Source organism: Dorea acetigenes, assembly GCF_025567385.1.
Taxonomy (GTDB): Bacteria; Bacillota; Clostridia; order Lachnospirales; family Lachnospiraceae; genus Claveliimonas; species Claveliimonas acetigenes.
Genome location: NZ_JAOQJU010000012.1, coordinates 1 through 19,378, shown reverse-complemented (window position 1 = coordinate 19,378; position 19,378 = coordinate 1). Strand labels below are relative to the sequence as shown.

11 protein-coding genes are annotated in these 19,378 nt (G+C 45.2%); all 11 read left to right on the top strand.

Going from position 1 to position 19,378, the window contains the following annotated elements:
* Nucleotides 1-242: 242 nt before the first annotated feature.
* The 11 genes from OCV99_RS10530 to OCV99_RS10480 all read left to right on the top strand — a co-directional run bounded on the left by OCV99_RS10530 (nt 243) and on the right by OCV99_RS10480 (nt 19,317).
* The gene (locus OCV99_RS10530; RefSeq protein WP_262575405.1) at nt 243-1,133 is read left to right on the top strand and encodes a hypothetical protein; all 891 of its coding nucleotides are present in this window, start codon (nt 243-245) and stop codon (nt 1,131-1,133) included.
* Nucleotides 1,134-1,163: 30 nt separating this feature from the next.
* A complete protein-coding gene (locus tag OCV99_RS10525; protein ID WP_158370448.1) occupies nt 1,164-6,758 on the top strand; it encodes a bacterial Ig-like domain-containing protein in 5,595 nt (1,864 codons plus the stop codon).
* A gap of 242 nt (nt 6,759-7,000) precedes the next feature.
* Nucleotides 7,001-8,542, top strand: coding sequence for a DUF1538 domain-containing protein (locus tag OCV99_RS10520; RefSeq protein ID WP_158370447.1), 1,542 nt, complete (start codon nt 7,001-7,003; stop codon nt 8,540-8,542).
* On the top strand, nt 8,532-9,224 hold the full coding sequence (locus OCV99_RS10515) for a transposase (protein ID WP_158370445.1): 693 nt from the start codon (nt 8,532-8,534) through the stop codon (nt 9,222-9,224). The genes OCV99_RS10520 and OCV99_RS10515 overlap by 11 nt, the downstream gene beginning before the upstream one ends.
* A 207-nt stretch (nt 9,225-9,431) precedes the next feature.
* A complete protein-coding gene (locus tag OCV99_RS10510) occupies nt 9,432-9,926 on the top strand; it encodes an NADH-quinone oxidoreductase subunit NuoE family protein (protein ID WP_158370443.1) in 495 nt (164 codons plus the stop codon).
* 20 nt (nt 9,927-9,946) lie between these two features.
* Nucleotides 9,947-11,857: an NADH-quinone oxidoreductase subunit NuoF gene (gene nuoF, locus OCV99_RS10505; protein WP_158370442.1), complete on the top strand. Its 1,911-nt coding sequence runs from the start codon at nt 9,947-9,949 to the stop codon at nt 11,855-11,857.
* 15 nt (nt 11,858-11,872) lie between these two features.
* The gene (locus OCV99_RS10500; RefSeq protein ID WP_158370439.1) at nt 11,873-13,615 is read left to right on the top strand and encodes an NADH-dependent [FeFe] hydrogenase, group A6; all 1,743 of its coding nucleotides are present in this window, start codon (nt 11,873-11,875) and stop codon (nt 13,613-13,615) included.
* A 167-nt stretch (nt 13,616-13,782) separates the two neighbouring features.
* Nucleotides 13,783-15,147 carry a PTS mannitol transporter subunit IIBC gene (locus tag OCV99_RS10495; protein WP_158370437.1) on the top strand — a complete coding sequence of 455 codons (1,365 nt, stop codon included), beginning with the start codon at nt 13,783-13,785 and terminating at the stop codon, nt 15,145-15,147.
* A 33-nt stretch (nt 15,148-15,180) separates the two neighbouring features.
* Complete coding sequence (locus OCV99_RS10490) at nt 15,181-16,548, top strand: PTS sugar transporter subunit IIBC family protein (protein ID WP_158370435.1); 1,368 nt, start codon at nt 15,181-15,183, stop codon at nt 16,546-16,548.
* Nucleotides 16,545-18,644 carry a BglG family transcription antiterminator gene (locus tag OCV99_RS10485; protein WP_262575401.1) on the top strand — a complete coding sequence of 700 codons (2,100 nt, stop codon included), beginning with the start codon at nt 16,545-16,547 and terminating at the stop codon, nt 18,642-18,644. Before OCV99_RS10490 ends, OCV99_RS10485 begins: the two co-directional genes overlap by 4 nt.
* Before the next feature lie 190 nt (nt 18,645-18,834).
* A complete protein-coding gene (locus OCV99_RS10480) occupies nt 18,835-19,317 on the top strand; it encodes a PTS mannitol transporter subunit IIA (RefSeq protein WP_158370433.1) in 483 nt (160 codons plus the stop codon).
* Nucleotides 19,318-19,378 lie beyond the last annotated feature (61 nt).

The following is a 19,378-nucleotide window of genomic DNA, read 5'->3' as shown; positions in this document are numbered from 1 at the left end:
ATAAGTGAAGTAAATGAAGCAGAGAATTCCTGGCGGTATTCCTTTGTCACGATTATAAGACATTGGAAGATTGCCGGGAATTTTTTTATGATGTAGGGAGTTCGAGGCGAACTTGTCCCCTTTGTTTTTTATCGGCGATAAGAACGGGCAGTAAAATTACACCTTTTAAAGAAAAGTCCCCCTTTTTCTGTTGAAAACAGAAGTATAATACAAGCAAATAGTTATGTAGAAGGAGGATAATTATGCACAAAAAGTTGTGGAAAAAAGCGTTGTGTGGGTGTATGGCGGTATTGCTGGCGGTTGGCGTATTGCCATTTTCCCCATTGCTTATCGTACAGGCAGCAAATAGTTCTACAGTTAATTCCGTGGAGGCGTTATCTGTGGACCTATCAAAGCGGCAGGGAGAAGTTACGCACGGAGCTGCAGGATTTTTGTATGGAGTGAGTAATGAAGATGTTCCGACGACCAATACCATTGTACCTTTGAATGCAAAAGTGCTGGCGACAAAAGGAGCATTGGGAACAGAGCATCCATATGGCGATGCGTTGGATGTGGCGAAGACTTTTCTGGAGTCCGGCGGCGAACAGGTAATGATGTATAACAGCAATTACTATGGTGTATTTGGTGTTATGACAGATTATAAGATTTATGCAAAGGATCTGAAGGAAATTATTGCGCCTGCAGTTTCTGAATGGAAGCAGGCATGGAAAAAGGATCATGGTACTCCGGATGCGCCCAAAGATGCGATTGGCGCCAGGGTAGATATTGACAAAGCAATTATTTATGTCCCGGTCAATGAGGGGACTCCGAATTGGGGAGCCAGAGATTTTGGAGTGGCATGGGAAGCTTATTATGAGGCGATTAAGAGTGCTGATAAAGATGCAACAATTGCAGGCACGAATGATTGGTATTATAACAGAGCGTTTGGTTTTGTTCACGAAGATGACTATGAGGTAGAGAATATTCCTGAGACGGCAACAACAGAAGAACAGGCGGCGATTGTGGAGAGAATCAACGCAGCAGAAGCAGCGGCGCGTGCGAAGGATAGCGATGGAAACGAAATCGCCTATGATCTGGACAAATTTCTTCCCTATTGTATAGAAAATGGCTGTATGCCGGATATTATTACTTGACATGAGCTGGATGAGGATGCATTGGTTAAGATGGCGGACCATAAAGCTGATTTTGTATCCAAATGGAATAAATATTGGCAGGAAGCAATTGACAGCCATAAAGCTGGTAAGGTGACAAAAGTACCGGAAGTACCACAGATTGTCATTAATGAGTATGCGACCGGATATGACTGCGGTATCCCGGGACGCCTTGTGAACTGGGTAGCAAGGCTGGAGGATAACGGGTTGTATGGATGTCTTCCGTTCTGGCACCAGGCGAATGATTTGAATGACCTGGCGGCAGAGGCGAATGAAGGAAATGGAGCATGGTGGACATTTAAGTGGTATGGCGATATGTCAGGAGAGCGTCTGGCGGTAAGTTCCAGTGCGTATTATGACGAACTGTATGGCCTGGCAGCAATCGACGATGAAAAGGGAAGTGCGAAGGTACTTTTCGGCGGTCAGGATGGTTCCTCCAGTATTCAGTTGAAGAATCTTAATAAAACAGATTTGTTCAAGAACGCAGAATATGTCCATATAAAGGTGGAAGCGGCAAACTTTGTAGGCATGGAAGGTGCTGAGTATGACCCGCCGACAATTATTGACGGTAATTTTAAGGTTGATAAAGATGGAAATGTGTCTGTCAGTATGCAGAATATGAAGTTCTCTACCGCATATTGCCTGACCGTTACGGAGGCAGATGAGGCTGAGGAAAGAGATTATCTTACTTGCGCATATATGAATTATTATGAAGCTGAAAATGCGCAAACGTCAGGCAATGCGAGTGTTACCGGATTATGGTCGGATGCAGGAAAATATTACGGACCTACAAAATATCTTTCCAATGATGGCGGAGTTCTGATGAAACAGGGCGGCACTTTAACCTATACGGTGCAGGTGCCGGTAGACGGCCGGTATAAATTGACTTATGTATATGGAAACGGAACAGGAACCCAGAGAAATGACGCGGAAAACAGCATTGGAATCAACCAGGTTCAGACGATGAGTGTAGATGGCGGAACTCCGGTAGAAATGACAATGAAGAATACATTGCTGACGAATAATACCGGAAACCATGCAGAGTATGTGGATCTGGCAGCAGGCAGCCATACGATTACGGTAACATCTGCCGATACGACAGAAAACGGCGAGGTATTACAGGATGTGCTGGTTGTCTCTTATGACAGTGCATATGGCGAAGGCGGTACCGGGCTGCGGGATAGATATGAGGCAGAAGATGCAGATTTTAATACGTTAGTCAGCAACAATACTTATAAAGTGAATCGTACGTCAAGTGTGAAAAAGCAGACGAATCTGGAGGATTATTCCGGAAGCGGTTATGTGACAGGACTTTCTGACGTATCCGTGGAGGATGGAGGTGGAATCCGCTGGACAGTTGTAGTTGAGGAAAGTGGATTGTATAATATGGAGCTTCGTTATCAGTCTGAGAAATCCGGGGAAGCTGACATTTACGTGGGAAATACGGACGCATCACTTAAAAATCTTGCGAAAACGGTATCTGTAGGCCAGACAGACGGAAAATGGCAGACTGCCGTTGCCACCGTTTATCTCCAGAAAGGAATTAATATTGTGGATCTGGATGCCACAGCAGATATTGCGCTGGATTATCTGGATGTGAAGCAATTAAGTGAGGAAGATACAGAAGACCTTATCTGGACGGTTGAGGCGGAGAACTGCATTCCAAACGGAGCGGATATTGAAGTAAAGACAAGCAATGGAGCTTCGGGAAATCAGTATGTTGCCGAGCTGGCCGGGGCGCAGGATGCGAAGACAACAGTGGGTAAATATCTTGAATTTACTTATACGGCGCCTGCAGACGGTTACTATCAGATGCAGGTATTCCAGTCCAATGACGAACTTTGCGGTTCTCATAGCTATAATACGAAGATTATTGATAAGTATATGTCAGTATCTGTGATGAATAAAGATGGGAAAGAAACGAGCGACGAGCGTTATTATTTCATCAATACATATTCCAGAGATACCTTTAAGGAAAAAACAATAAGGATACATTTGTCAAAGGGTGAAAATACCCTTCGATTCTACAATGATGATGGTATCACAATCCTCTATGGCGGTTCCCAGAGTGTGGCCGGTACGAAGGTGCTGGCGAATACAACGCCGAATCTTGACAGATTTGTGATTACACCGGAGTCGCTGGAAAAGGCTGTAGAGCCGAAGACAGAGTATGCAATTGCGATTCGCACAACGGCAGGCGGATATGCAGTTTCTGCACAGAATACGGTGGAAGAGGGCGGAACATTTGATGTAACCATAGTTCCAAAGACCGGCATTGACCGTATCCTTGTAAATGGAAAGGATAGTACAGATGCGGCTGTGAAGCGTGGAGATGGAACTTATGCACTTGCAGTTAAGAATGTGAAGGCAGACGTATCGGTTGAGGTTTATTTTGAAGGTGTTAATACAGAGTCGGTAGATGATTATATTGTGAATCCGGGATTCGGAACAGGCGATACTGCAGGCTGGGAAGCTGAGAAAGCAGATGTTAATAAGGTGGTCGCAGACAGTTATGATGGCTATCACGCTGATATGACAAAAGGCAGTACGCTTCGCCAGAACATTAGTGGAATCCCGACCGGAAATTATTATCTCGGCGTATATTCTAAAGGAAGTGATGATGCGGCGGGCAAGGTAAAAGTAAGAGCTACCGTGAAATCAGGAAAAGATGTGGTAAGTATTTCTGAGAGAGAAATCAATCTTGGGGACGCGTATCTGCAGACGATTATTGATTTCTGGATTGCGGAGGGTATGGATGTTGAAATAGAGATTGATACCGGTTCGCTGACAAAGGGAACCGTATATGTAGATGATTTCAGTATACAAACAATCCCTGCAAGGGATACTTCCAAGGTTGACAGTTCTGTGCTGTACTTTGTGGATTGTGGTGATAACAATGAAACAACACTTCCGGATGGAGAGCTTTTTGGAACGAGAAACAGTACAACAGACCGGTATTATGGAATGGACGGACAGACCGGATATAAATGGGGTGTTGTGACAACAGAGGAAGATTATCCGATAGATTCGTCAGATGGAAGTGCGGGACTTTGGACAAAATGGCAGACTACGACAGACTGGAATAATCAGGATGAGAGTGACAAGAGTAAAACCTTCCGTTCGACGGCATACCAGACGAAGGATAATAATTTTGAAGGAAGCCATAAATATATCCGTTATGCGTTTGAGTTGGAACCGGGTGATTACCAGATAGAGACCGGATATTGTAACAAATGGGGAAGCTGCTGGGGCGGAGATGTAACGGTAAAAGCCAACGGAAATGAGATTGAGACTTTCAATATGGGAGAGGCAACCGGATATACGGATAAATTTATTTCCAGGACGGTTCAGGCTGAAGTTGGTGAAGCCGATGGAAATGAGCTTGCTTTAAGCTATGAGAGAGATGTAAACGGCGGAACTTTCTATATAAGCTATATTAAAATTACGAAGGTTGAAAGCACTTCCGCTGATTTAAGTAAATTGGAACAGTTGTATAAGGTTGTGGATTCGCTTTCAAATGAAGAAAGTATGTATGAAGAAAATTCATGGAAGGCTCTTCAAACAGCAAAGAGCGCAGCAAAAGTATATCTGGACAGGGAAAATGTTCCGGCTTCTGAACAGGCAGAGGTAGACAGCTGCGAGAGAACATTGGGGAATGCTTTTAACAATTTGAAAACAACTGCGTCAGCAGACAGCAATCTACTGTATTTCGTGGATTGTGGCGACAGGAACCCGGCAACGGCCTCTGAGGGCGTGGTAAAGGGAACCTTACAGGGAAGCTTGACAGATCAGGTATTTGCAAAAGGCATTGATACAGAGTATAGCTGGGGATTATATGACAAAAATGGCGACAGAGATGGATATGAGCAGGGGAATGCCGTGGCTACAAAGTGGATAAATTCCAAAGCGGATGCGCAGGATGGATGCCCGGTAACAGAAAGCCTTGTATTTGCAGAAGGGCAGGACAGCGCTATCTTAGGCGGCTCTCTGAATGAAGAAGAGATGTATATCTCTTATAAATTCCAGATGCCGGAAGCAGAAGACGGCGTAAAATATCCTGTTGAGATTGGTCTGAATAATACGTGGTCTAATGCATTCAATCCTGTTGTCTATGCAAACTATGATACGGACGGCAGAGAACAGCTTTCGGCAGACGGACTGGAAGTGGCAGGAGGAACGCCGGTAACAGTGACGGGAGAAGTGGAGGCTGTAGATGGATATATTACGATTGATCTTCGCGTGAAGCCGGAAGAGAACCGGAACCTTACTATACAGCTTACTTATATCTCCATTGCGCAGCCGAAAGAGAAAATCGTAGAATTGACAGATTTAGATGTAACAGCGCCGGGTAAGACAGAATATCAGATAGGTGAGGAATTTGACGCAGAAGGAATGGCAGTAAAGGCGGTTTATTCCGACGGAACAACGCGGGAGTTATCTGCCGATGAATATGCGGTGCGCGGATTCTATACAACAACAGCAGGATCAAGGGAAGCCACGGTATCCTATAAAGAAGGAATTAAAATCATGACAAAGTCCTTTAGTTATGATGTGAAAGATTCCCAAAAACCTGTGGATCCGGTTACAGTATCATCCATTGCCGTTACGGCACCGGAAAAGACGGAGTATACAGCAGGGGAAGAGCTTGATCTTACCGGAATAAAGATAACCGCAACATACAGTAACGGTGACAAAAAAGATATTGCAGTAAAGGATTGCGAAGTAAGCGGCTATGACAATACCAAGGTTGGCGAACAGATAGTAACGGTAGCATATGGCGGACAGACAGCGACCTTCAAGGTTACAGTGAAGGAAGCAGCGAAACCGAATGAAACAGACAAGACAGCTTTGGAAGCAGTGGTTAAGGCAGCGGTACCGGATACCGAGAAAGCTAAGTATACGGAAGAAAGCTGGATAGCTTACGAAGAAGCTTTGAATCAGGCGAAAGAAGTATTGGCGGATGCGGATGCAACGCAGAAAGAAATTGATGATGCGGCTGCAGCACTTGACAAAGCAGCAAAGGCTCTGCAAAGAAAAGAGCTTCCATACGAAGATGTGAAAGAAAGCGACTGGTTCTATAACGAAGTGGCTTACAATTACTACGAAGAGATTATGACGGGTATGGATCCTACGCATTTTGGACCATATGTTGTCCTTCCTCGTGCACAGTTTGCAACCATTCTTTACCGGATGAACGGCGAGCCGGATGTGACATATACGGCGAAATTCCCGGATGTACCGGCGGGACAGTTCTATTCAGAAGCGGTCATTTGGGCATCACAGATAGGCGTAGTTACCGGTTATACAGACTCCGGTTACTTTGGAACGAACGATCCGATTACCCGTGAGCAGATGGTAACCATGATGTACCGCTATGCAGATTACATGAAGTATGAATCCGAAGAACCGACCGATATCAGCAAATTTACGGACGCCGATAAGGTAACGGAATTTGCGGAAAAAGCCATGAAATGGGCGGTAGGTAACGGAATCATTGAAGGAAAAGAAAATGCAGACGGTTCCTACCGTCTCGACCCGCAGGGCGGCACAAGCCGTGCAGAATGCGCAATCATTATCCAGAGATTTATGGAGAAGTTTGATAAGTAAATAAGTGAAGTAAATAAAGCAGAGAATTCCTGGCAGTATTCCTTTGTCACGATCGTAAGACATTGGGAGATTGCCGGGAATTTTTTTTATGGCAATAAGAACAGGCAGTAAAATTACACCTTTTAAAGAAAGAGAGGATATAAAAGTTTTAGAAAAATTTGAGAAATAAAACATTGACTGCATTGTGAGAAGATGGTAGACTCCGGTTTAATTACCATTTGCAGAAAGGAGGTTCCGACTTCATGAATCCTAAATTAAAAGAAAAAATAAAGGAATCTCTTTCAGCAGTGCTGCCGATAACGGGAATCGTATTGCTTATCAGCGTTTTTCTGGTGCCGATGGAACTGGGAAGTGTTGTCATGTTCCTTACGGGAGCAGTTATGCTGATTGTGGGGATGGGATTTTTTCAACTTGGAGCTGAAATGGCAATGTCGCCGCTTGGAGAAGGTATTGGTGTACAAATATCCAGAACCAGAAAAACAGGGATTGTGATTTTCATCAGTTTTGTTATGGGAGTTATGATTACAATATCCGAGCCGGATCTGCAGGTGCTGGCCCGGCAGGTTCCTGCAATTCCGAATAGAGTACTGATTTTGACAGTGGCGGTCGGTGTTGGAATCTTTCTTGCCCTGGCAGTCATTCGCATTCGATACCGGATTCATTTATCGACGTTGTTGTTTATTTTTTACATAGCGCTTATTATAATTTCATTTTTTGTTCCGGAAGAATTCCTTGCTGTTGCATTTGATTCGGGCGGTGTAACGACCGGACCGATAACCGTGCCGTTCATTATGGCGTTAGGGGTGGGGCTTGCCTCGATGCGCAGTGACAAAAATTCTTTAGGCGACAGCTTTGGACTTGTTGCATTGTCCAGTGTGGGACCGATTCTTGCTGTGCTTATTCTGGGATGTTTTTATAAACCTTCAGAAGCGACATACACGGTGACTGATGTGGCAGATGTTGTGACGACAAGGGATGTTGTGCGGGAATTTATGAGAGGGATGCCGGTATATGCCGGGGAGGTAATGCGATCTCTTCTTCCTATCCTGGTGGTATTTATTGTTTTTCAGGTTTTGGCCCACCGCTATCAAAGACGGCAGATTATACGGATTATGGTAGGTTTTGTTTATACTTACGTTGGTTTGGTACTATTCCTTTGCGGCGTGAATACAGGCTTCGCTCCGGTGGGTTCATATCTTGGAAAAGAATTGGCAGGTGCGTCGTTTAAATGGCTGCTTGTGCCAATCGGCATGTTAATTGGATATTATATTGTAAAAGCGGAACCTGCGATACAAGTGCTGAACCACCAGGTCGAAAATGTTACCAATGGTGCCATTTCCGTTAAAACGATGAATCAGTGTATGGCGATTGGCGTTTCCGTCAGTGTCGGCCTGGCTATGCTCAGAGTTCTCCTGGGAATTCCCATTCAATGGATAATTATTCCGGGGTACATGATTGCTTTGGTTTTGTCGAAATTCGTGCCGGATATTTTTGTTGGAATTGCCTTTGACTCCGGCGGCGTTGCAAGCGGACCTATGACGACAACCTTTTTGCTGCCGCTTAGTATCGGCGTTTGTCAGGCAGTTGGCGGAAATATCATGACGGATGCTTTTGGTGTTGTCGCACTTGTCGCACTCACACCATTGATAGCTGTGCAGATTATGGGACTGGTTTATAAACATAAGATGGACGGACATCATAAAAATGTGGAACAAAGTGCAGGACTTTACGATAATAGCGATATGATTGTTGACTTTGAGGAGGATGAAGTAAATGAAGAATGACGCAAAAAAAATGTCTTTTCAATTGCTTATGTTAATTACGACTCCCAAACTTGCTGAAAAAGCGGTGAAAATATTTCAAAAAGGGGCTTTGCCTGTACAGTACCGTTTCAGCGCCAGGGGAACCGCATCCAATGAAATAATGGATATGTTAGGGCTTGGAGGAATTGATAAATGTGTACTGATTAGTATGGTACCAAAGCATTTATCGGATATATTGATTGATAAATTAAACACAGAGCTGCGGCTTGAGTCTGTGAACAGCGGCGTTGCCTTTACGATACCGCTTACCGGTGCAAATCATCTGATTCTGCGTATGTTGACACAAAATATAGAGAAACCTATGTATTTCATGGATAGAAAGGAAGAGAATGAAATGGCAGAAACAAAGTACGTTCTGATTGCGGCGATTGTAAACAGGGGCTTTGACGGTGATGTAATGGAAGCAGCCAGAGCAGTGGGAGCAAAAGGCGGAACCGTGGTGCAGAGCCGCCGCATTGAAAATGAGGAAGTAGTTGATTTTTGGGGGCTTAGCGTGCAGAAGGAGAAAGAAATCGTAATGATACTTTCAGAGACGGAAAATAAGATGAAGCTTATGCAGAGTATCGGTGAAAAGTGCGGGATGCATAGCGATGCTAAAGGGATTGTAATGTCATTACCCATTGATTCGGTGGTTGGCTTTTGATTTTCCCGCGGAGTATAAGTTTTATGATTCTTTCATAAAGACAGAGAGATCTCACAGTGTATTGTGGGATCTTTTTGTAAAATGTAAAAAAATAAAGGAAAAGAGGAGATAATATCATGGTAATTCTGAAACTTCTATGTTAGAATATACTGGTACTAAAGCGCGAGTAAGCGGAAAGTGAATACTATATTTTAAGGAGGTTAAAAAATGCTTTCTAAGAAAACAACTGTTCAATTTCGGGGAACCGAAGAACAAGAAAAAGCACTGCTTGGCGTGATTCACGAGCTGAAGGATGAGAAAGGCGCCCTTATGCCAATCCTGCAGAAGGCTCAGGACATCTACGGTTATCTCCCGATTGAAGTGCAGAAAATTATTTCTGATGAGACGGGAATACCATTGGAGAAGATATATGGAGTTGTTACATTCTATTCTCAGTTCAATCTGAATCCAAAGGGCAAATACAAAATATCTGTCTGTCTTGGTACGGCATGTTACGTAAAAGGTTCCGGAGATATTTATAATAAGCTGATGGAGAAGCTTGGCATCGTTGGCGGAGAATGTACCCCTGATGGCAAGTTTTCCCTGGACGCCTGCCGCTGTATCGGAGCGTGCGGCCTGGCGCCGGTTATGACAATTAATGATGAAGTCTATGGACGGTTGAAGGTAGAGGATATTGATGATATCCTGGCAAAATACGAATAATATTTGAATGGAGGGACAGTATGAAATCTCTGGAAGAATTACGTGTAATTAGAGAGAAAATGCAGGGAGAAGTGGCGTTCCGTTCTGAACACGAGGAATTGATAAAGGGCCTAAAGAAGGCAGAAGAGCTTCAGTTTGATACAAAGTATCGTTATCATGTTCTGGTGTGCGGAGGTACCGGATGTACTTCTTCGGGAAGTCAGAGAATCCGTGAGAAGTTGGCGGAAGAGCTTGCAAAACAGGGAATTGAAAATGATGTAAATGTGATAAAGACAGGGTGCTTTGGTCTGTGTGCCTTGGGACCGATTATGATTGTGTATCCGGAAGGAGCATTCTATTCCATGGTGAAAGAGGAAGATATTCCGGAAATCGTGGAAGAACACCTGGTAAATGGAAAGGTAGTTACCCGTCTTCTGTATGATGAGACGGTAAGAGGCAATGAGGTGCTTCCGCTGCAAGAGACGAAGTTTTATAAGAAGCAGCACAGAGTTGCACTGCGCAACTGCGGCGTCATCAGCCCGGAGAATATTGAGGAATACATAGGAACCCGTGGTTATGAGGCGTTGGGCAAGGTGCTGACGGAGATGAAGCCGGAGGAGGTTATCCAGACCATTCTGGACAGCGGGCTGCGCGGCCGTGGCGGTGCGGGATTCCCCACCGGATTGAAGTGGAAATTTGCGGCTGCCAATGCAGCAGATCAGAAGTATGTCTGTTGTAACGCCGATGAAGGCGATCCAGGAGCATTTATGGATCGTTCCGTATTGGAAGGCGATCCTCACGTAGTATTGGAAGCAATGGCGATTGCCGGGTATGCAATTGGAGCTTCTCAGGGATATATCTATGTGCGTGCTGAGTATCCGATTGCGGTAGAGCGTCTGAATATTGCAATTGGACAGGCAAGAGAGTACGGTCTTTTGGGTAAAGATATTTTCGGAACTGGATTTGATTTTGATATTGAACTCAGATTAGGAGCAGGAGCTTTCGTATGCGGTGAGGAGACAGCCCTTATGACTTCTATTGAAGGAAACAGAGGCGAGCCGCGTCCGCGTCCGCCGTTCCCGGCGTTAAAGGGTCTGTTCCAGAAGCCGACAATTTTAAATAATGTAGAGACTTATGCAAATATTCCGCAGATTATCCTGAACGGGGCCGAGTGGTTCGCGTCCATGGGAACGGAAAAGTCCAAAGGAACGAAAGTATTTGCTCTCGGTGGTAAGGTAAATAACACGGGACTGGTAGAAATCCCTATGGGAACAACGCTCCGGGAAATCGTAGAAGAAATCGGCGGCGGTATTCCAAATGGAAAGAAATTCAAGGCTGCACAGACAGGCGGACCTTCCGGCGGATGTATCCCTGCAGAGCACTTTGACGTGCCGATTGACTATGATAACCTGATTGCAATTGGTTCCATGATGGGCTCCGGCGGTTTGATCGTTATGGATGAAGATACCTGTATGGTAGATATTGCCAAGTTCTTCCTGGAATTTACGGTAGATGAATCCTGTGGTAAATGTACGCCATGCCGTGTGGGAACCAGGCGTATGCTGGAAATCCTGGATAAGATTACCAAAGGACAGGGAACGATGGAAGATTTAGACCGGCTGGAAGAGCTGGCGGATCATTTGAAATCCAACTCTCTGTGCGCATTGGGACAGACGGCGCCAAACCCGGTTCTTTCAACGCTTCGCTATTTTAAGGATGAATATATTGCCCATATTGTTGACAAGAAATGTCCGGCAGGCGTCTGTAAAGACCTGCTTCAGTATAAGATTGATGCTGATAAATGTAAGGGCTGTACGCTCTGTGCAAGAACTTGCCCGAATGACGCGATCATCGGCAAGGTAAAAGAGCCGCATATGATTAATCAGGATAAATGTGTGAAATGTGGCGCCTGTATGGAAAAATGTCGTTTCGGCGCTATTTACAAAGAGTAATGGAGGATGGAGAATATGGAAAATATTAATCTTAAAATTAACGGACTTAATGTATCCGCCCCTGCAGGTTCTACTATCCTTGAAGCGGCACATCTGGCGGGAATCCGGATTCCGACCTTATGTTATTTGAAAGAAATCAATGAGATCGGCGCCTGCCGTATGTGCGTGGTAGAAGTAAAGGGTGCGAGAAACCTGGTGGCAGCCTGCGTGCATCCTGTAAATGAAGGAATGGAGGTTTACACCAACACGCCGAAGCTGATTCAGTCCAGAAAGCGGACGCTGCAGCTCCTTTTGTCCAACCATGATAAGAAATGTCTTTCCTGTGTAAGAAGCGGGAATTGTGAATTGCAGCAGCTCTGCCGGGAATATGGTGTGGATGACGAGAATTATTATGAAGGCGAGAGTAACCACTATGAGCTGGATGACTCTGCTGTCCATATGGTGCGTGATAATAATAAATGTATCCTGTGCCGCCGCTGTGTGGCAGCCTGTGAGAAGACTCAGGGGATTGGCGTGATTGGACCGAATAACCGTGGTTTTGATACATTTATCGGATCTGCTTTTGATATGGGGCTTGGAGAGACCAGTTGTGTATCCTGTGGACAGTGTATTGCAGTCTGTCCTACCGGTGCGTTATATGAGAAGGACTGTACGGATCAGATTATCGAAGCCATTGCAGACCCGGAAAAATATGTGGTTGTGCAGACGGCTCCATCTGTGAGAGCCGGCCTGGGTGAAGAATTTGGTTATCCTATGGGAACGGATGTGGAAGGGCAGATGGCAGCAGCCCTCAGAAGAATTGGATTTGACAAAGTGTTTGATACAGATTGGGCGGCAGACCTTACGATTATGGAAGAAGCGACAGAGCTTCTGGATCGCATTAAGAACGGCGGCGTCCTTCCTATGATTACCTCCTGTTCACCGGGATGGATTAAGTATTGTGAGCATTATTTCCCAGATATGACAGAGAACCTGTCAAGCTGCAAGTCTCCGCAGCAGATGTTCGGCGCAATGCTTAAGACTTATTTTGCGGAGAAAGAAGGAATTGATCCGAAGAAGATTGTGTCTGTCAGCGTTATGCCCTGCACGGCGAAGAAATTTGAAATCGGAAGAGACGATCAGAGCGCGGCGGGTGTACCGGACGTGGACATTGCCATTACAACCAGAGAGCTGGCAAGGCTGATTAAGCGCTGCGGCATCGACTTTACGGCTCTGCCGGACGAAGGATTTGATGATCCGATGGGAGAATCTACTGGAGCGGGCGTAATTTTCGGCGCTACCGGAGGCGTTATGGAGGCGGCTCTGCGTACGGCGGTAGAAGTACTGACAGGAGAAGAACTTACCAGTCTGGAATTTACAGATGTCCGCGGAACGGAAGGTGTGAAAGAAGCGTCATACAATGTGGCGGGCATGGAAGTGAAGGTTGCGGTGGCTTCCGGTCTTAACAATGCGAGAAACCTGCTGAACAAAGTGAAGTCCGGTGAGGCTAATTATCACTTTATTGAGATTATGGGATGCCCGGGAGGCTGTGTAAACGGCGGCGGACAGCCGCAGGTATCCGGCGATGTGCGTAACTTCAAGGATGTGCAGGGAATCCGTGCGGGTGTGCTGTACCGGAATGACGCGGCAAAAGCGATTCGTAAGTCCCATGAGAATCCGGCAATTAAGAAACTCTATGAGGAGTATCTGGGCGAACCGGGAAGCCATAAGGCACATGAGACGCTGCATACGACCTATGTGAAGAGAACCGTAAATTAAAGAAGAATGTATTTTGTGAGATTTGGCACTATCCGGTAGTGCCAAATCTCTTTTTCTATTGCTTGAAAGTCTTGTGCTTTTTTCCTTATAATAATCATAGAAAGAAGAGATTGATTGGCCAATCATACCTCAGAATAAAAAAGAGAAAGTGAAGAGGTGTGAAATCAATGAAAGAGAAAGTTCAAGTATTCGGAAGATTCTTAAGTGGTATGGTAATGCCTAATATCGGCGCTTTTATCGCATGGGGGATTATCGCGGCATTGTTTATCGATACTGGATGGCTTCCGAATGAAAAATTTGCGCAGTTGGTAGGGCCTATGTCATCCATGCTGCTTCCACTGCTGATTGCCTATACGGGCGGTGAGGCGGTAGCCGGAAAACGAGGCGGTGTAATTGGTACGATTGCGGCTATGGGTGTGATTGTAGGATCTGACGTGCCGATGTTTATCGGAGCCATGATTGTAGGACCGCTGTCTGCATGGATCATCAAGAAGTTTGATAAAATGCTGAAGAATCATATCAAGCCAGGTTTTGAGATGCTGGTTAATAATTTTTCATTAGGAATTATCGGTGCGATTCTGGCACTTTTGGCAATGGTAGGGATTACGCCGCTGGTGAATCTCCTGAATAGTATTATGAGCGCCGGAGTAGGATTCTTCGTAGATCATGGATTGCTTCCGCTGACCAGTATTTTTATCGAACCGGCTAAAGTGCTGTTCTTAAATAATGCGTTGAACCATGGTATTTTTTCACCAATGGGGATACAGCAGGTAGAGGAAGCTGGGAAATCTATTTTCTTCCTGCTGGAATCGAATCCGGGACCGGGACTTGGAGTTCTTCTTGCTTATTGTATCGCAGGTAAAGGCAGTGCGAAAAGTTCGGCGCCGGGAGCAGTGATTATCCATTTCTTTGGAGGAATCCATGAAATCTACTTCCCGTATATACTGATGAATCCATTTTTATTGCTGGCAGTTATTGCAGGAGGCGCAAGTGGGGTATTCTGCTTTAGTTTGTTTGATGTGGGGCTTACATCTACTGCTTCGCCGGGAAGTATTATCGCATTGACTATGATGGCAGAGCGCCATTGCTATCTGGGATTATTTATCGGAGTTGCAGTATCGGCGGCGGTTGCTTTCCTGATTGCGGTGCCGATTCTGAAATTCATGGGTAAGGATACGTCTCTTGAAGAGGCACAGCAGAAGAAAGATGCCATGAAACGGCAGGCAAAGGGAATAGAAGGAACGGCGGGTAAGATCCATAAGATCGCATTTGCCTGTGACGCAGGCATGGGTTCCAGTGCAATGGGAGCAACCGTTCTGAAGAAAAAGATTGCAGCGGCAGGAATAGAAGGGATAGAAGTTATCCATACTCCGGTTTCATCTATTCCGGCGGATGTGCAGATTGTAGTGACCCATGAAGAACTGGGAGAGCGTGCGGCACACAGTAATCCGAACGCAGAACTGATTCTGATTACGAATTTCCTTGCAGCTCCTCAATACGAAGAATTAGTGGAGAATTTAAAGAAAAGATGATATAATTTTCTCAAAACAGTGTGAGGAAATTATATGGAAAAGTTAAATAAACTAGGGAAGTTTTATACCCGGATTATTATGAAACATATTGGCATATTTATTTTCATAGGGATTCTGTTTGTGGTCTTTCATGACCAGGGATGGTTTCCCAATGAGAATATGTATGCCATTTCGCAGTTGGTCTATGAAGTTGTGCTTCCTGCTTTACTTGCATTTGAGGGAGGACGGAAAGTAGGGGAGACAGGAGGCGGCATATTGGCTGTTCTCGCCACAGCGGGGCTTTTGACGGCAGAAAGTTCTGTCGGAATTCTGGGAGCGATGGTTCTTGGACCGGCAGCGGGATTTTTGTGGAGGAAAGAAGAACCCCTGATTGAGAAGTATGCCGGAGCAGGATTTCAGATGTTGGGAAAGAATCTGGCGATGGGGATTACCGGAAGCGTTCTGGCTGTGTTTTCTTATTATCTGGTAAGTCCGGTGCTGGCGATGGCGACAGGGTTGGCAGGCAGGATGATGAATCTGTTGATTACGTATCGTGCAATCGGGCTTCTTAGTGTTATTATTGAGCCGCTTAAGGTCTTTTTTATGAATAATGTGGTGAATCTTGCCATTTTGGTTCCACTGGGGATGGAGCAGCTGCAGGAGACCGGGAGTTCTGTGTTATTTTTACTGGAAACGAATCCGGGACCGGGGCTTGGAATGCTTGCGGCGCTTTTTGTCGTGAAGAAGGAGCGTAGGAATGAATATCTTTCGGCAATTGCTGCAGAGCTGGCAGGAGGAATCCATGAGGTTTATTTTCCTTTTGTCTGGTCGGATCTGAGACTTTTGGCGCCTTTAATTTTGGGAGGTATGGCAGGGAATTTTACCTTTGTCTTATTAGATGCCGGTTTAAAGGGAATGGTGTCGCCGGGCAGCATTTTCATTATCCTGCTTATGGCAGGGAGGGGGATGGTGATTCCTGTACTGGCCGGGATTTTCGTGTCCGTAGCAGTGTCTTTTGGAGGAAGCCTTTTGATTCTTCGATTGAAAGAACGGAAAAAGACCGAACAGGAAGATAGAGAAGAGAAAGGAAAAAAGGAAGAAAAAGAGATGGAAGGAAAAGAGGAAAAAAGAATCGGGCACATCGGATTTGTGTGTGACGGCGGTGTGGGGTCCAGTGCGATGGGCGCGGCGATTTTCCGTAGAATGCTTGCAGCAAGAGGAATGGAAGATGTCTGTGTGAAAGCATATGCTTCGGATCTGATTCCGGAGGAGATAGATTTAATTGTCTGTCAGAGGGATTATTTTGTAATGCTGCCGAAGAAATTCCAGGAGAGGGAAGTCTATACCGTTGAGAACCTGGTTAGTGCAGGTGGATATGAGGAACTGATAGAACAACTTCAGAGAAGGAATGAGGGAAGATGATGAAATTTACACCGCGTATGAAACAGATTTTTCAAGTGCTGCTTCAGGAGAAAACGGCAATTTCTGTGAAAAGCCTGGCAGAAAAGGTAGGAGTCAGCAAGCGTACGGTACAGCGGGAGCTGGAATATGTGAGCGGCTCTTTAAAGGATTATGACATCCAATTTCATTCCAGAACCGGAGTGGGAGTCTGGCTGACCGGAAGTGAAGAAGAAAGAGAACGGCTGTTTGCGGATATCGGACAGGGAGAAGACTACGATGCGGGAAACCGGGAAGAGAGACGCAAGCGTCTGATTCTGGAAATATTAAAAGAAAAAGGTCTAAAGAAACTTTTTTATTACAGCAGTCAGTTTGGTGTCAGTGAAGCGACGGTGAGTACGGACCTGGAAGCTATTGAGGAATGGCTGAATAAATATGGCCTTTTTGTCAGACGCAAGCCCGGCAGCGGCACGGTGATTGAGGGAAGTGAGGAAAATTACCGGAAAGCAATTCGTGCGTTCATTAATGAAAATATGGACACGCAGGTGGTGAGAGAGGCTTATGAAGAACCGGAAAATGGCGCCGGGTATGAGGTGCTGAAACGAGGGAATATAGGCAAGATACTGAATGATGATATTATGCGTCGGGTAATGGACTGCATTACCGGGATGGGGAATACGAGGGTATTGACATTGACGGAGAACTCTTATGTAGGTCTTATTATCCACACGTCTATTGCTATTAACAGAATCCTGAAGGGGGAAGTGATTGAGCCGGATGGCGGATGGCAGGAGAAGATAGAGGAGGATGAAGATTATCATTTGGCCTGTGCTATCGTAAGAGAATTGGAAGAAGAATTTGAAATTCAGATTCCGAAGGTAGAGATTTCCTATATCTGTCTGCACATCAAGGGAGCAAAACATGAGAAAATCCAATGGGACGGCAAGACGGTGCTGAAGGCAGAGAGTCAGGAGATGCAGCGCCTCGTGAATGCAATGATTGATGCATTCGATAAGGACAGCGCTTACTTGCTGCGGCAGGACGATGAATTTATCCAGGGGCTTTTAGCCCATCTGCAGCCTACGCTGATCCGCTTGATTCACAGGATGCAGATACAGAATCCGGTGCTTTCCGACATAAAGAAGAATTATGCGGATATTTATGAGAAGTGCGGACATGTCGCCGGGGTTCTGGAAGCCTATACAGGGAAGAAAGTTCCCGAGGAAGAGACGGGATTCCTTACGGTGCATTTTGGTGCAGCACTTGTCCGCCTGGAAAACCGGAATGAAGAAATCAGAAAGGTTCATGTGGGTGTCGTCTGCTCCAGCGGCATCGGAATCTCCCGGCTGATGGCGTCCAAGCTTCAGAAGGTATTTCGGGACCGGGTGCAGCTTACCGCTTATGGGAAGAATGATGTGACTCCCTATGTTATGGGGAAGACGGACTTCTTTGTTTCCAGTATTCCGTTGGAACAGATGGAAACACCGGTGGTATTCGTCAATCCCTTGCTGAATGATTCGGATATGGAGGAAATCCGCAGAAAGGTATATCAATATGAGCGTACGCCGGAAAAGAATAAAGAAGCAGATGAATTTTCGGTGCAGCTAGAGGAGATTAATCTGGTCGCGGCACAGATTAACCAAGTAATTAAGTATATGGAATTTTTTAAAGTAGATAACCGGATTACCTTTGAAGAACTTTTGATTGCCATTGGAGAGAAGCTGTCTCCCTATTCGGACCGCCAGGAAATGATAAGGGAAGATATTATGCGCAGGGAGCAGATTGCCAGCCAGGTTTTTGCAGAGTTCGGCTTCGCCCTTCTGCATACACGTACAAAGGGCGTAATCCGTCCAAGCTTCAGCGTGTGCATGACGAAGAATCTGGAAGCGTTCCAGGATCCGTATCTGAAAGGCATTAAGGTTGTGTTCGTTATGCTGGTTCCGGAGGATGAGAATCTGAAGGTGAATAATGATATATTAGGGTATATCAGCAGCCTTCTGATAGAAGAGTATGAATTTATGGATGTGGTATCCGGAGGGAGGAAAGAGGAGATTAAAGACTGCCTTTCACGATATCTGAAGAAATATTTCAATAAATATTTGTCCGGGCTGTCAGGATAATATCCGGTTGTCCGGCTGAAAAATGAAGAAAAAGGTGCGTAGTTTTGGCGCTATCTGATGATGCCAAATCCCATCTTCTTTGAATTGAAAACCTTGGTTTTCTGGCTTTATAATAAAGTCAGAAAGAAGATAAGTAATCAAAACTTATAAAAAACCCGGGACAAAAAATCAATTTAAGGAGGATGGGATTATGTTTTTTAAGAACAAAAAGAAAGAAGAAAAAAAAGAATTATTATACCGTGAAAATATCCGTGTAAATTGTAAATCAGCATCCAAAGAGGAGGTTATTCGTCAGGTAGGTGAGATGCTGGTAAAGTCCGGATATGTGGATGAACCTTATGTAGATGCAATGGTGGAAAGAGAAAAATCCTTTTCTACCTTTATGGGAAATGGTCTTGCGCTTCCTCATGGCGTAGAAGCTGCCAAGAAGGACATCAAGGCTTCCGGGATTGCAGTTATGACATTTCCGGAAGGGGTTGACTGGGAAGGAAGTACGGTCAATGTAGTGATCGGAATCGCAGGCGTCGGTGAAGAACATCTGGAAATCCTCTCTATCATTGCTGAGAAAATGTTGGATGACACAGTGGCGGAACGCCTTGCAAAGGGTGATGTGGATGAGGTATACGCTATATTAACCGGAAAGCAATTTGGTGATATGTCAAGAGGAAAATGAAAAAGATTTTTTTGGAAAAGGGTAACCTTAATAGACCTACGGTCTAAAAGAAACGTAAGTT